Below are 13899 nucleotides of genomic sequence, written 5' to 3'. Positions count from 1 at the left end.
ATACACAAGGGGCACCGGCTCCAGGATCCATGCGATCCAAGATGATCAAGGATCCGGTCCATGGGGATATCGAGGTGGACGATCCGATCCGCCTCCTCCTTGATACTCCCGCCCTCCAGCGGCTCAGGATGATCCGGCAGCTCGGCTTCTCATTCCTTGTCTATCCGGGTGCAAACCATACCCGGTTTGAGCATGCACTCGGGACAATGCATCTGGCGACACGCCTCTGTAACCATCTCTCTCTAGATCAGGATGACTCCCTCCTTCTCCGGGCATCTGCCCTCCTGCATGATATCGGCCACGGGCCGTTCTCGCATGCGATCGAACCGTTGATGGAGTCGATCTGCGGCCATGGCCATGATGCTGTCGATGATCTGCTTGAAGAGCCCTCTGCCGCATCAGCACTTGCGGCAAACGGCCTTGATCCCGGTGAGGTTGCCGCCGTGATTGGGGGTAATCACCGGCTTTCGGGAGCGATCCACGGGGAACTTGATGTCGACCGGATGGATTACCTGCACCGGGATGCCCACTACACAGGCGTTCCCTATGGTGCGGTTGATTCCCACCGGATCATCAGGAGCACGGTCCTGACGCCATCAGGCCTTATCCTGGATGATTCCGGCGTCCAGGCAGCAGAGTCGCTCCTGGTTGCACGAACCCTGATGCGGCCTGCCGTCTATTTTCATCATGTATCCCGGATAGCTGAACGGATGTTCCTCATTGCCGCACATGAGCATTGCGTAAGTGGCGGTGACCCGGACCGTCTGGTGGCAATGGATGATTCCGAATGTATCCAGGCGTTTCGGGAGTCAGAAAGCGGGATTGCACAGGAGATGATCCATCGTCTCCTGACCAGGAATCTCTACAAGCGGGCCGTGTATGTCGGGGTTGGCTCAATCAACCGTGCCCGTATCCCCCAGCCGGATCTGAGCGCCTCTTTTACGCTGGCAGAAGAGATAGCCTCACATGCCGGTGTTGCATCACATGAGGTCTGTGTGGATATACCCGGTTTTCCCACCGATATGGTGATGGGAGTGCTGGTGCAGAACCGGCATGATATCGTCTCGCTTGATGAGATATCGCCTCTGATCCGGGGGATGAATGAGATCCGGCGATCGCAGTGGCGGCTTGGCATCTATTGCCCCGGGGAGCACCGTGAAGCGGTTGCTCTCGCAGCAGCCGGGGTGCTTTCGATCCGTCCGGCAACAAAACAAGATAAGCTTCCAATAGAAACAGAAGATGAGAGGGGAGAGGTACCATGAAGGAACTGGTTGTCGGGGTGACCGGCGCAAGTGGCATGATCTATGCAGAACGGCTTTTGATGGAACTTGAGAAACAGTGCCGGGTGCACCTGGTGGTGAGCGGAACCGCGGAGACGATTGCAGCCCTTGAAGGGATCTCGTTTTCGAATGTCAGGGTTATCCGTGAGGAAAATTCGGATCTGGCAGCGGCGATCGCAAGCGGATCATTCCGGTTCGATGGAATGGTCGTTGTCCCATGTTCGATGAAGTCTCTTGCCGGAATCGCACATGGGATCTCGGATACCCTGATCGGAAGAGCCGCAGATGTCTGCCTGAAGGAACGGCGCCCGCTGATCCTTGTGCCGCGGGAGACGCCGTACTCGCGGGTGCATCTCCAGAATATGCTCGCAGCCCATGATGCCGGAGCAGTTATTCTCCCCGCATCGCCACCATTCTACCAGAAGCCGGAGACGATCGAGGATCTGGCGGATATGATCGTCTCGCGGATTCTTGACCACCTTGGAATCGAACATTCGATCGGGTCCCGATGGAGTGGATATCATGCGTGAATTTATCGAGAGCCTGCGGGAAGCGGGTCTCCTGAAAGAGATAGATGAGGAGGTGCAGACGACCTTTGAAGCGGCACAGATGGCATATCAGACAGACAAGCCGATCCTCTTCCATCATCTCAGTGGAGGGCATCGTGGTGTGATGAACCTCACTGCAAACCGTGAGACCCTGGCGCTAGCCCTCGGAATGGATCCAAAGGGCATGGTTCCGAAGCTTGCCGGGTGCCGGTATGACGGTGCAGTGATCGATGAGGGTTCACTTGCGACATCCGCACCCGATCTCGGCGATATCCCGGTGATGACCCATTTCCCAAAGGATGCGGGTGCCTATATCACCGCGGGAATTGTCTTCTCCTCCTTCGGCGGGGTGGAGAATGCTGCCATCCACCGGATGCTCGTTTCCGGAAAAGACCGTCTTGTTGCCAGGATCGTTGAGGGGCGGCATACCTATCAGCTGATGAAGGCAGCCCATGCAGCAGGCGGGAAGCTTCCCATCGGAATTGTAATCGGTGTTCATCCGGCTGTGACATTCGCCTCATGCACCCGTGTTCCTACCGGAAAAGAGCTTGCCTATGCCTCGGAACTGCTTGGCGGCGGGATCGGGGTGAAGACGCTTTCAAACGGCGTCCGCGTGCCTGATGCCGAGTATGTCCTTGAAGGATACCTGACAGCAGAGACTGCCGCTGAAGGGCCGTTTGTCGATATCACCGGCACCTATGACCCGGTCAGGAACCAGCCGGTGATCGAGATCACCGGGGTTGCCGCAAAACCCGACCCGATCTATCACGGGATTCTCCCGGCAGGTGCGGAACACCGCCTCCTGATGGGCGCTCCCTATGAGCCGCGGATCTATCAGTCGGTTGCCGGGGTGACGAAGGTGAAGGATGTCCTCCTGACACGGGGCGGAGCCGGATACCTCCATGCAGTGGTGCAGATCGAGAAGCAGACGGAAGGAGACGGGAAGAACGCGATCATGGCGGCGTTTGCCGCACATACCTCGCTGAAACATGTGGTCATCGTTGATCCCGATATTGCGATCCATGATCCAGAGGATGTCGAGTTTGCGATAGCAACCCGTGTCCGGGGCGATTGCGACATCATGGTGATCTCAGGTGTCCGGGGCTCGTCGCTTGATCCGTCCCGGATTGCAGATGGCCTGAATGTGAAGGTCGGGGTGGATGCAACAATGCCCGTTGGGCGGGAAGACGAGTATATCAGAGCAGGATGGGATGCATAATGGAGCTTGACAGATCAGATGAAGAGATCCTTTCAGGGGAGTTTGGAGAGACACGGAGGGTGATGCTTGAGATCTTAATCGCCCTCGGAAAGATATACGATGCAGAGCGGCTGATCCCGGTATCGAGCGTCCAGGTGAGCGGGGCATCATACAAGACGATAGGCGATGCCGGTCTTGAATGGCTGGAGGGGCTTGATGCCCGTGCAGTTGTTCCTGCATTCTTAAACCCGATCGGGATGCCGAGGGAGCAGTGGAGTGAGATGGGGATCGATGGCGTCTTTGCCGGGAAGCAGGAGGAGATCCTGAATGCCTACCAGCGGCTTGGGATCCGGCTCACCTGCACCTGCACACCATACTATCACCAGATCGTGCAGTACGGCGATCATCTTGCCTGGTCCGAGTCGTCTGCGGTTGCCTATGCAAACTCGGTGCTTGGTGCCCGGACGAACCGTGAAGGCGGCCCCTCGGCTCTTGCTTCCGCATTAATCGGGAAGACCCCCGAATATGGCCTGCATATCATGAAGAACCGCCTGCCGAATGTGATCGTCACGCTTGACGATCCGGCTGCGGCAAAGGAGTGGGGTCCGGCAGAGTACGGGGCGCTTGGATTTGTTGCCGGAAAAGAGGTTGGAAACCGTGTTCCGTTCTTCCGCGGACTGCGGCCAAACCGTGACCGGCTGAAGGCGCTTGGAGCGGCAATGGCGGCAACCGGTGCTGTTGCCCTCTTCCATGTCGAGGATATCACCCCCGAGGCACGGGTACCGTTCTTCAGGAAGTCGTTCTCGGTGGATGAGAAGGAGACGATCGAGATTGCCGTCTCTGACATAAACGCCGTCTTCTCGGATATCGAGGTGAATGCGGTTGCAGTCGGCTGCCCGCACCTCTCGGAAGACGAACTGCGGGTATTAGCGGATCTCCTCGCCGGGAAGAAGGTTAAAAAGCCGTTCTTCGTCTTCGTCTCGCAGGAGATGCTGAATGAGCACCGTGATCTCGTCACCACCATCGATCGTTCAGGCGCCCATGTCTATGCAGACACCTGCATGGTCGTCTCACCGGCAACCGATAAGCTCGGCTCGGTGATGACGAACTCAGGGAAAGCATTCTCCTATCTCCCGGCGATGTGCGGGGTTCTTCCCCGGCTTGGGACGATTCAAGACTGTGTCCGGGTAGCCACAGAATAACCTCTCCCAATATACCTCTTTTATCAGCTTTTGGGTTAATCCAGACTATGGATAGAATGAATAGTCATAATTCAGAAGAGAAAGCCTATCCTCCTGCACCACCGGAGGCGATCGCACGGGAAGTTATCATCAGGCTCGGCCTCAAAGGGCATGAACGGGTGCTGCATATCGGATCAGATGACGGCACCCTGACCGCTGCCATCGCCGCCTGCCTCCCGAGGGGGAAGGTGACGGGTATCGAGTCCTCTGTTGCTCTTCTTACTTCATCAGAGGTGGCATATGGAAAGAACAGGTACAATAATGTCGTCTTTCAGAAGGGAGAGCTTGCCGATATGGCATACCAGTCCGAATTCGATTCCATCATCTGCCTTGATGCACTGAACCGGGCTTTGGATCCAGCCCGTGCAATCGGCTCCATCAGGAATGCACTTGCAGATGGCGGCCGCCTCCTTCTCCAGGTGGAGGGAACCGGCCCATCAGAGGAGATGCTTGCCGGGATACAGGTAATCATCTCCGATCCCGCATGGAAACAGTATTTTACCGGCGATTCCCATCAGTTCCTCCTCTTCGGGAAAGATGAGGTGGCAAGGCTCGCCGAGGCAGCGGGGATCACCCTCTCACGGGCCGATCTCGCCCGCAGGGTGGTTCTCCTCCGGGATGCGGGCGCACTCTCCCGGTGGATAGAAAAGAGCTGGCGGCCCCTGATCGGGCAGGTGCCGGGGGAGCGGAGGGAGGAGTTTATCTCAGCACTGGCAGAGAGATACCATGTCCTCTATCCGCCATCAGGTGACGGCTCCTTCCAGATCCCGGTCTCCCGGATCACCCTTGAAGGGAGGGTGGAGCAGGGCTCCACCTGATCTCTTTTTTAGAACCCGATTGCCTGGAGCAGGTACAGCACTCCCACAATCAGCACTGCGACAACCGGAACGATAAATGCCGCCCGAACCCCGAGCAGTTCCGGTATCGTCTCTGCCGGGAAGACGCCTTTATTCAGGATCATCCTGTCTAGCCGGGGATAGAGCCGGGCGAAGATCCCTGCGCCTATTACTATTCCGATCATCCCGACGAGTGCATCAAGGGCACCGGAGCCGACCGCGGCTGCTGCGGTGCCTGGGCAGTACCCGAGGACGGCGAAGCCGGCACCAAAGATCAGGCCGCCGATGATGGTGGCACCGGCTGATCCCAGTTTTGTGTGCAGATGGACAAGTCCTGCCGCCTTCATTACGTAGACACCGATCATTCCGACGAGGATCGCGGTCATCATGATCTTCACAACCGTGAAGTCGGTGAGGAGGAGCTGGCCGAGGATAACATCATAGGTGGCAACCCCTCCTTTCTGGAGGAGGAAGCCGAAGATGATTCCGAAGAGGAGCCCGAGAAGTACCTGGGCTTTTTTATTGGATCTCAGTTCATCAAATACCATATCTGCCACCTCAGAGGAATGCGAACCCATAGATCATCCCGGCGACAAGGATGCCGCCGATGAAGAAGAAGATCACTGCCACCCAGCTGGCAAGGCCAAGCTGAAGTGTGCCGGATATACCGTGGCCTGAGGTGCAGCCGCCTGCCCACCGGGCCCCAAGCCCCATCAGGATGCCCCCGAGAAGCGCTACTCCCGCCCTGAGAAGGGCATCTGTTCCAAATGCCCCTGCAAAGAGCGGCGGCACCGTCAGCAGGGAGAAGGCACCGGAGAGATATGCGGATATGAATCCCCCGATCAGAATCCCGATCACAATAATCCACTGCCAGTCAGCAGTCGGCGTGATCTTCTGGTAATATGCCATCGATTCGGCCTTCTCACGTGAAATTGCCGTCTCCACCATCCCGGCGGTCTTTGCATATGCAGTCGATGCCCCGAGGGGCCGGTCAGAGAGGAGGAAGGTGATCCAGATGAGGACCCCGATTCCCGCTCCGACAATATAGGGCGACCATGTCGCCGCTGTAAACCATTCGATCATCTTTCATCTCCCGTCTGATCTCTCTTCCTTTACGGAACCTGTGCAAACCCGGAACGGCTGTATGCGGTATAGCCGCCGCCGAGGTTCATCACATGGCTGATACCGTTCATCTTCAGGATGCTCGCGGCAATGCTCGCCCGCTGCCCGCCCCGGCACATGACGATGTAGTGCTTTTCCTCCTTCAGCTCTGTATAGCGGGTCCTGAGATCATGCCAGGGGATATGAATTGATCCCTCTGCATGGGTGTGATCCCACTCCTCCTGTGATCTGACATCGATTAAGGTCGCCTTGCCGCTCTTCACCAGTGTATCTGCCTCTTCAGGCGGGATCACCGGCACCCGTGAGATCGGGAATGCTCCTGTTCCCCAGGCAAGCATCCCGCCTTCGAGGAATCCGCTGATGGTGTCAAACCCGACACGCCTCAGCTGGAGGGCGGCTTCCTCTGCCTGCTGCTTTCCCTCGACAACCAGAACAATCTCCTGATCCGGAGGGAGCACCCAGCCCGCCTGTGTGGCAAAACTCCCGGTGAGATCAATATGCCAGGTCTTTGGGATATGCATACCAGAGAATGCGGGATAGCTCCGGACATCCAACAGCAGTGCACCACCCTTGATCTTCTCGGAGAAATCCTTCGGTTCAATGGGGGCGGGCTGCCTGAGATTTCGCATCAGCTCCGGCCCCTTCCTGTTGATCTCGGAACAGCGGGCGAAATGGTCAGGTGCTGCGGGCATATCCGAGGTGAGGGCACGGATGAACTCCTCTTTTGTCTTAATCAGGAGGGCGTAGTTGTACTTCTTCTCATACCCGATTGTGCTCGTCCGCTTTGCCGCCATCGCCCTCCCGCAGAGAGAACCCATGCCATGTGCCGGATAGACCTCAACCTCGTCGGGGAGGGCCATGATCTTTGTATGCAGGTTGTCATAGAGGGAAGATGCAAGTTCCTCTGCCATTCCGGGGAAGAGATCCGGCCTCCCGACATCCCCGACAAAGAGGGTGTCGCCCGGGAAGAGGGCAACCGGTGTCTCGCCACGGGCGAGATCGGTGGCGATGTAGGCGATATGTTCAGGGGTATGGCCTGCGGTATCGATCACTGCAAACCGGATATCTTCAAGCTCGATTGTATCGCCTTCGGCAACAGGGGTGTGCGGGAAGGCACAGTTTCCGGATTTAGGTGCAAAAATTGCAGCACCGGTCAGATCAGCGAGATCGAGATGGCCCGAGACAAAATCCGCGTGCAGGTGCGTCTCGAGGATATGGGTGATCTTCAGGTTGTTCTGCATTGCATACCCGATGTACCGTCCGATATCCCGTGATGGGTCGATGACGGCACATGATTTGTTCCCGGCAACGATATAGGAGCTGTGGGCGATGCCGGGAGTAAAAAAATGCTGGATGATCATAGGCGCTTCAACTGCCTATGCGATGAGGAGGTAAATGAGTGTTGTGGCGATTGCGATAAAGATCACTGTCATCACACTGCCTGCTTTAAGATAGTCTTTTGTGCTGTATCCCCCGGGACCCATCAGGAGGGCGTTTACCTGGTGGGTCGGGAGGATGAAGGAGTTCGAGGCACAGACTGCCACGAGGAGTGCAAGGGCGGTCGGCTCGATCCCGGTTCCGGAACCGGTGAGCATCACGAGCGGCACCAGCAGGACGGTTGCGGCGACATTTGAGATGATCAGTGAGAGAAGGGTTGCAAGCACCGCAACTGCTGCGAGGATAATTATCGGGTGGGTGCCGATGAGCGCTTCTGTGAGAGATCCTGCGATGAGAGCGGCCGCTCCGGACTTCTCCATCGCTATCCCAAGGGGAATCAGCCCGGCGATCAGGACAACCGTCTTCCATTCAATGGCGTGGTATGCCTCATCGATCGAGAGGACACCAGTGATCACCATTCCCGCAGCACCGGTAAGGAGTGCAAGCGAGAGGGGAACACCGGTCATGGTCAGGGATAATGCGAAAGCAAAGATAAGAACCGCGAGTGTGCCTTTGCTATGTCGCATCTCCTCGCCTTCGGGATGGGTGAGCAGGATCAGATCGCGGTTTCCGGCAAGAAGCCGGAGTGTGTCCCATGAGCCGAAGGCAACGATGGTGTCACCGGCGGCAAGCGGGATATCCGAGAAGTCGACACGGTTCTCGGTCTCTCCGCTGACATGGAGGATCGGCTCAATTGAGAACCGCTGCCGAAACCCGATCTCACGCGGGGTCTTCCCGATGATGGAAGCCTTTGGCCGGACGGTCAGTTCTGCAAACCCGAATCCCTCGCCATCCAGGATCTCTTTCAGCCTGCTGTCGTCGACGGTGGGGATACAGCCTGAATCCTCGATAAACCTCTCAAAGTTCTCAGCAGATCCGAGGAATGCCAGCTCCTGGGAAGGCTCGAGACGGGTTGAGCGTGACGGAGCGACTGTGATATCCTTGTAGGTCCTGACCGCGAGGAGATCGAGCCCGTACCGGACCTTGAAGAATGCCTCTTCACGGGTCTGCCCGATAAAGGGGGATTTTGGAGGGAGCGTGCAGGTACGCACCGGGTGGTCGATCTCCCAGATCTCTGCCACGGTCGGGCCAGGTCTCTTCTCCTCCTTCTGCGGGAGGATTGCGTTCCCAAAGAAGGCGAAGAGTGCGACCCCGGCGATTAAAAGGACAAGGCCGATCGGGGTGACGGCGAAGAGGCCGAAGGGCTCTGCACCTGACTGGCTGAGAAGGTCGTTTAAGACGATCAGGGGGCCGGAGCCGATCATCGTGATGCTCCCACCGAGGATGGCGGCAAATCCCATCGGCATCATCAGCCGGGATACCGGGATCTTTGTCTGTTTGCTGATCCTTCTCATCGCCGGGAGGAAGAGGGCGGCTGCCCCGATATTCTGCATCACCGAGGAGAGGAGGCCGACTGTGATACCGATCGTCGAGCTGACACGCCGCTCTTCTGTTCCGGCATACCGGACGATCGAGCGGGCGAGTCTGGAGGTGATACCGGTCCTCTCGATCCCATAGCCGAGGATCATCACCCCTGCCATCGCCATAACCGCATTTGAGGCAAAGCCTGATACCGCTTCCATTGGTGTGATGAGGCCAAGCCACGCAAGAGCAATTGCAGCGCCGATTGCGACAAGATCGATCCTGATACGGTCACTCACAAAGAGGATGATCGTGACAAGAAGGACAATCCCAACAAGCAGGATGCCGGTATCCATTGAGAACAACTGGTAATACGGTGGATAGAATAAAAAAGGTTGCCTCAGGCACGGGAGAGCCGTGCTGCTGTCAGGTGGCGTCTTAAGGTTTCTGCTGCTTCGGTATCTGAACCAAAGCAGTCGAGGAGGGAACGGATCTGCTGGATCGTTTCCGGATGCAGCTCGTGCTCCATGAAACAGGCGTCCTTCTCGGCAACAGATTCAGGAACTTTCAGGAGCAGAAGAAACTCCTTGAGGGTCTCATGACGGAGATGAACCGATCTTCCGATCGACTCGCCTTCCGGCAGGAGGACAACCCCTTCGTATCTCCGGTACTCAATTAAGCCGAAGGAGTGGAGTTTCCGGAACATCTCAACAACGGTTGATGGCCTGACTCCGAGTTCATGGGCGACATCTTTTGTCCGGGCATATCCCTTGGTGCTCGTGACCCGATAGATTGCCTCGAGATAGTCTTCTGCCTTTCGTGAGAGGTTCTTCACGTTACATCCTCTGTTTCTGAGAGGTATAGAATGTTCGCCTCCCTGGTGCCGGTGCTGCATATACAATAATCTCCTGAACTGGTGATATATCTGGTATTTGGTTGATAAGTATGTCGACCGAAAAGTATTCGGATTAAGCGTAAGAACCGGGATATAAACTCAAAAGGGAGAACGGAGAAGAGTGCCCGGTGGCTGGTGCATTCAGCATATCATATCGGGGCACCTGGATGAGGTTTTGGTAACCATTGGCTGAAGTGATGGTATTCCATTGAATAGCCCGGACAGCAGGGCCTCCGCAAGCCTTCGTCCGGGAGGGTATGATCTTCTTCTTTTCTTCACCTCCTGTCTGTTCTGTCCTGCGACCCCGCCAGATCCCCACTACTTCCCCATATGCCGGGGACTGCGGGTCGCTATTCTACTCTCTGTAGTTTGGGAGAGATGAGGTGATCCCAAACATGATTGGTTTTTTCCCAAATCTCCGAATGATCAGTTGGTGAAACGCCTGCTCCCGAACGGGTGATGGCTCCTCCCTTCCGATTGACCCATGCTCTCCCTGATCATTGTTTTGTGGCCCTTTCGATGGACATATATCCCACAATGCATGATAGAAAGGTATGGATCAGCCCGGAGATCGGAATCTCCAGATCACCATTGTTATCCTTGCCCTCCTCCTTGCCTCAGCAGCAGAGCTGATCTTTCATGCCGGATATGGTGTTGTAACGGCCTATACTCATCTTTATTATATCATTATCATCGTCTCAGCCTTCTATTTCAGGTACTATGGTGTGGCCGCTGGCGGGTATCTCGCAGTCGTGCATCTCTACGCGGAGTTTGTGCTGACAGGAACGGTGACGACGGATGCGGTTCTCCGTGCGGGTTCCTTCATCACTACAGGGGTTCTCTCAGGGTATCTCTTTTCGACATATATCAGGCAGGGCCATGTCAGGGAAGTGCTGGAGGATAGCATGTACCGGGTGCGTGCGATGATGGTGAGCGAGGGTGATATCGTGAAGATGAGAAAGGCGGTTGATCTCCCGGCTCTTCTGAATGTCCTTGCTCATGGTGAGCTGGATCAACGCTATCTGGCAATCGATGCCCTCGGCCTCCTCCGCGACCCCCGTGCGATCGAGCTCCTTGTTGAGACCCTGAAAAGCGATGCATATTCGGGGCTCCGGTGGAAGGCGGCAGAAGCGCTTGCCCGGATAGGTACGCCTGCTGTTGGTCCCCTGATAACGCTCCTTGATGATCCTGATGAGGATGTCCGGTGGAAGGTGGCGATCGCTCTTGGGGAGACCGAAGACCCACGGGCTGTTGCACCCCTCCTTTCACTTATTGATGATCCGGATTCCTATGTGAGGAGCAGGGCCGCGCTTGCCCTCGGCACGATTGGCGAACCTGCTCTTCCCGGTCTGCTTGCCTTCCTGTCATCCCCTGATCCGGCGAAAAGGGCAGCTGTTGTTGTTGCACTTGGGGGAATCGGATCAGATCAGGTGATCCCGCCCCTCATCGATGCCCTCTTTGATCCCGTCGATATGGTCAGCCTTGAAGCGGCAATGTCTCTCGCAAAGATCGGCTCCCCGGTAATCCCCCTGCTCCATGGTGCCCTTACATCTGCCTCTCTCAAAGATCGGCGTTCTCTTCTGCTGGATCGGGGCCTTGCTGAAGCCATCACCGGGATCTATGCGGATGCAGATTCCAACCAGCGTATGCAGCTTGCATCTTCTCTCGAAGAACTCGCCGATCCAACCCTCTTACCTTTCATTGAAGAACTGATGGCTGGGAAATCAGAATAAATGCCTATATTGCCTTTTTTTTGAGAAATATGCCTGATATCGGTAACCTTTATTGGCTGGGGAATACCAGATCTCTCCTGTGTACGGGAAATACGGGTATGAATATTGTGTCGAGAAAGAGGATCTGAAGGTCTGTTTCTCAAAAGACGATGATTTTCTCCGGTACCACCGCAACCTCGGCGGATCGATTGTGGAGCGGATCATCGCCTCTGAATCCGGGACGGTGATCATCAACCCCGTGGAGCCTTTGAACCTGCCTGATGAGGTAACCCGGTTCCTTGAGATCCGGTTCGAGCCGATCGAGATCGAGCCGGAGGCAACACGCAGGATTTATGTCACCTTTCCGATCGAGATCGCGGTCTTCCTCATGAAGAACGATGCGTACCGGTGCATTGATATCTTCTCAAGGCTTCCGCAGAAGTACTCTCTCTATGGACCGACCGATTCCGGTGTGATCACCCGGTATCATTGGAGTAAGGTCTTCTTCAGGCGCCCCGATCCTGATCCAAGCCTTTATGGAGTCGTTGAGCTGGATCTGATGAATACGACAAAGAACTGGGTAGAGGTCTCCCGTGTGGTCTTTGAGAGCTATGGGATGAAGATCTATTATGATCAGGATCTCGTCTCATTGAGTGCCGGTTTGAAGATTGTCAAGCCGAAACTTGCCTATACCGCATTTGAGGACAAGCCAATCCGGACCGGTATGCAGAAGTCGATCGAGCTGTATTACTCCCGGAAACTCTCTGTCGTTGATAATATGGCGTACTATACAATGGAGGAGGGGCTGGTCTAGATGAGTGCCATTGATGATACGGTCGAAAGTACCGGGTCGGTCTTTGATCTGCTTTCAACATCTGTTCTTGGGGAGATCACCCTTCTCGACATCCTCTGGGTCGCAATCATCGCCATTGCCGGTGTTATTATTGTGCGCATCGTCAGGATGTGGCTAAAACGGAGTCTGGGTGAGAAGATGCCGAAATCGGATCTCGATCTCGCGATCACCCTGGTCTCATACTTTGTCTATATTGTGGTGATCCTCACTATCCTCCCCTATCTCCACTTCGATCTCTCCGGCCTCTTTGTTGCAGGAGGTATCATCGCAGTCGCCATTGCGTTTGCCACCCAGAATATCGTAGCGAACCTGGTATCTGGAATTTTCCTGCTCTTTGAGCGGCCGATCAAGATCGGTGACAATGTCTCCATCGGATCGCTGACCGCAACAGTCCAGAAGATCCAGATCATGTCGACGATTGTCCGGACATATGATGGTACCTATGTCAGGGTTCCAAACTCCAAGCTCTTCACAAGCGATATCACAAACCTTGTGATCCACCCGGCACGCCGGTTTGATTACACGATAGGTATCCGGTACCAGGATGATGCAAAGAAAGCGATCGCAATCATCAAGGGGATGATCGAGAAAGAGCCGTATGCCTTGAAGAGCCCCGGACCATCTGTCTATGTGGACAAGCTCGATGAATCGAGTGTCAATATCGTGGTAAAGATCTGGGCGCCATCCCTCTTCTGGTGGGGGCTCCGGACAGAGCTTCTCTGGAAGATCAAGGTTGAGCTTGAGAAGAACGATATCCAGATCCCCTTCCCGCAGCAGGAGGTCTGGTTCAATAATATCCTCAAGACAGATATGAAAGCAGTAAGAGGTCCCCCCCCGATAAAGGATATTCCCTTCCAGGAGGGGGCGGAGCCCGATGCAGAGATCGGAAAACCCAGGCCCGGGGATACCCATGACTGGTAGGATAGCGATCCTTGAACTGAAGAAAACGGTCGGTGAGCCCGATCTTGCTGCCCGGCGATCAGCAGAGGAGGCGCTTGCCGCCCTTGGCCCTGATGTGGTACCGGAGATCGCGAGCGCACTTCGAGAGGCTCCGCAGACGATGCGGTGGTACCTTGCACGGGCGATCGCCCGGATGGGTATTCCAGCATTTGAGCCGGTTCTTGAGGCGATCAGGAGTTCTGATGATCCCGAGGTGCGGCGGTATCTGACTGCATCGATTGCGGCTATGGGTGAAGCGGCAATACCGCTCCTTGTCAGGCTGCTCGTGGATGATGATGTCGCAGTCCGCGGGGCAGCGGCACTGGCACTCTGCCGGATTGGTGGACCCGCAATGCCTGCATTGAAAGAGGCATCTGAGGGGGATGATCCACTCCTTCGGAACTCAGCCGGGCTCGTCCTCTTCAGGATGGGTGAAGAAGGGATACTTACGCTTCTTTCAGAAGACGAGGAGTAAC

The 13899-nt window shown here is 55.9% G+C and carries 14 protein-coding genes; 9 read left to right on the top strand and 5 right to left on the bottom strand.

The features are described from left to right. The first annotated feature begins 29 nt into the window (after window positions 1-29). Genes ACYUBO_RS11255 through ACYUBO_RS11235 form a run of 5 tightly spaced genes read left to right on the top strand, consistent with a single transcriptional unit; the run spans window position 30 to window position 5085 of the window. Window positions 30-1262: an HD domain-containing protein gene (locus ACYUBO_RS11255; RefSeq protein ID WP_460374583.1), complete on the top strand. Its 1233-nt coding sequence runs from the start codon at window positions 30-32 to the stop codon at window positions 1260-1262. Then, window positions 1259-1810: a UbiX family flavin prenyltransferase gene (locus tag ACYUBO_RS11250; RefSeq protein ID WP_460374580.1), complete on the top strand. Its 552-nt coding sequence runs from the start codon at window positions 1259-1261 to the stop codon at window positions 1808-1810. The genes ACYUBO_RS11255 and ACYUBO_RS11250 overlap by 4 nt, the downstream gene beginning before the upstream one ends. Beyond that, the gene (locus tag ACYUBO_RS11245) at window positions 1803-3047 is read left to right on the top strand and encodes a UbiD family decarboxylase (protein WP_460374577.1); all 1245 of its coding nucleotides are present in this window, start codon (window positions 1803-1805) and stop codon (window positions 3045-3047) included. Before ACYUBO_RS11250 ends, ACYUBO_RS11245 begins: the two co-directional genes overlap by 8 nt. Continuing rightward, window positions 3047-4228 carry an aconitase X gene (locus tag ACYUBO_RS11240; protein WP_460374574.1) on the top strand — a complete coding sequence of 394 codons (1182 nt, stop codon included), beginning with the start codon at window positions 3047-3049 and terminating at the stop codon, window positions 4226-4228. Before ACYUBO_RS11245 ends, ACYUBO_RS11240 begins: the two co-directional genes overlap by 1 nt. A 47-nt stretch (window positions 4229-4275) precedes the next feature. Next, window positions 4276-5085, top strand: coding sequence for a methyltransferase domain-containing protein (locus tag ACYUBO_RS11235; RefSeq protein ID WP_460374571.1), 810 nt, complete (start codon window positions 4276-4278; stop codon window positions 5083-5085). An 8-nt stretch (window positions 5086-5093) separates the two neighbouring features. Here the strand turns inward: ACYUBO_RS11235 and ACYUBO_RS11230 are convergent, their stop codons facing one another. The 5 genes from ACYUBO_RS11230 to ACYUBO_RS11210 are packed head-to-tail and all read right to left on the bottom strand — an operon-like array spanning window position 5094 to window position 9859. Next, on the bottom strand, window positions 5094-5651 hold the full coding sequence (locus ACYUBO_RS11230; RefSeq protein WP_460374568.1) for a DUF6691 family protein: 558 nt from the start codon (window positions 5649-5651) through the stop codon (window positions 5094-5096). Between the two features lie 10 nt (window positions 5652-5661). After that, window positions 5662-6186, bottom strand: coding sequence for a YeeE/YedE thiosulfate transporter family protein (locus tag ACYUBO_RS11225; RefSeq protein WP_300334129.1), 525 nt, complete (start codon window positions 6184-6186; stop codon window positions 5662-5664). 29 nt (window positions 6187-6215) lie between these two features. Next, window positions 6216-7586: an MBL fold metallo-hydrolase gene (locus ACYUBO_RS11220; RefSeq protein ID WP_460374564.1), complete on the bottom strand. Its 1371-nt coding sequence runs from the start codon at window positions 7584-7586 to the stop codon at window positions 6216-6218. Between the two features lie 15 nt (window positions 7587-7601). After that, window positions 7602-9380, bottom strand: a complete 1779-nt coding sequence (locus tag ACYUBO_RS11215) for an SLC13 family permease (RefSeq protein WP_460374561.1) — start codon at window positions 9378-9380, stop codon at window positions 7602-7604. Between the two features lie 44 nt (window positions 9381-9424). Continuing rightward, window positions 9425-9859: a metal-dependent transcriptional regulator gene (locus ACYUBO_RS11210; RefSeq protein ID WP_460374558.1), complete on the bottom strand. Its 435-nt coding sequence runs from the start codon at window positions 9857-9859 to the stop codon at window positions 9425-9427. 614 nt (window positions 9860-10473) lie between these two features. Between ACYUBO_RS11210 and ACYUBO_RS11205 the strand changes: the two genes are divergently transcribed. The 4 genes from ACYUBO_RS11205 to ACYUBO_RS11190 all read left to right on the top strand — a co-directional run bounded on the left by ACYUBO_RS11205 (window position 10474) and on the right by ACYUBO_RS11190 (window position 13898). Further along, the gene (locus ACYUBO_RS11205; protein ID WP_460374555.1) at window positions 10474-11652 is read left to right on the top strand and encodes a HEAT repeat domain-containing protein; all 1179 of its coding nucleotides are present in this window, start codon (window positions 10474-10476) and stop codon (window positions 11650-11652) included. Between the two features lie 79 nt (window positions 11653-11731). After that, window positions 11732-12445: a DUF432 domain-containing protein gene (locus ACYUBO_RS11200; protein ID WP_460374552.1), complete on the top strand. Its 714-nt coding sequence runs from the start codon at window positions 11732-11734 to the stop codon at window positions 12443-12445. After that, window positions 12446-13405, top strand: a complete 960-nt coding sequence (locus ACYUBO_RS11195; protein WP_460374549.1) for a mechanosensitive ion channel family protein — start codon at window positions 12446-12448, stop codon at window positions 13403-13405. Beyond that, entirely contained in the window at window positions 13395-13898 is a 504-nt protein-coding gene (locus ACYUBO_RS11190; protein WP_460374546.1) for a HEAT repeat domain-containing protein, read from the top strand. The genes ACYUBO_RS11195 and ACYUBO_RS11190 overlap by 11 nt, the downstream gene beginning before the upstream one ends. Window position 13899: the final 1 nt, after the last annotated feature.

The sequence above is a fragment of the Methanocalculus sp. MC3 genome (genome assembly GCF_054767395.1).
Note: the sequence above shows the minus strand (reverse complement) of the source record. Positions and strands in the feature narration are given on the sequence as shown.

Excerpts from the sequence above, each read along its gene's own strand:
- ACYUBO_RS11235 (WP_460374571.1), top strand. The coding sequence starts at position 4,276 with ATGGATAGAATGAATAGTCATAATTCAGAAGAGAAAGCCTATCCTCCT.
- ACYUBO_RS11190 (WP_460374546.1), top strand. The coding sequence starts at position 13,395 with ATGACTGGTAGGATAGCGATCCTTGAACTGAAGAAAACGGTCGGTGAG.
- ACYUBO_RS11245 (WP_460374577.1), top strand. The coding sequence starts at position 1,803 with ATGCGTGAATTTATCGAGAGCCTGCGGGAAGCGGGTCTCCTGAAAGAG.
- ACYUBO_RS11240 (WP_460374574.1), top strand. The coding sequence starts at position 3,047 with ATGGAGCTTGACAGATCAGATGAAGAGATCCTTTCAGGGGAGTTTGGA.
- ACYUBO_RS11195 (WP_460374549.1), top strand. The coding sequence starts at position 12,446 with ATGAGTGCCATTGATGATACGGTCGAAAGTACCGGGTCGGTCTTTGAT.
- ACYUBO_RS11220 (WP_460374564.1), bottom strand. The coding sequence starts at position 7,586 with ATGATCATCCAGCATTTTTTTACTCCCGGCATCGCCCACAGCTCCTAT.
- ACYUBO_RS11205 (WP_460374555.1), top strand. The coding sequence starts at position 10,474 with ATGGATCAGCCCGGAGATCGGAATCTCCAGATCACCATTGTTATCCTT.
- ACYUBO_RS11215 (WP_460374561.1), bottom strand. The coding sequence starts at position 9,380 with ATGGATACCGGCATCCTGCTTGTTGGGATTGTCCTTCTTGTCACGATC.
- ACYUBO_RS11225 (WP_300334129.1), bottom strand. The coding sequence starts at position 6,186 with ATGATCGAATGGTTTACAGCGGCGACATGGTCGCCCTATATTGTCGGA.
- ACYUBO_RS11255 (WP_460374583.1), top strand. The coding sequence starts at position 30 with ATGCGATCCAAGATGATCAAGGATCCGGTCCATGGGGATATCGAGGTG.
- ACYUBO_RS11250 (WP_460374580.1), top strand. The coding sequence starts at position 1,259 with ATGAAGGAACTGGTTGTCGGGGTGACCGGCGCAAGTGGCATGATCTAT.
- ACYUBO_RS11230 (WP_460374568.1), bottom strand. The coding sequence starts at position 5,651 with ATGGTATTTGATGAACTGAGATCCAATAAAAAAGCCCAGGTACTTCTC.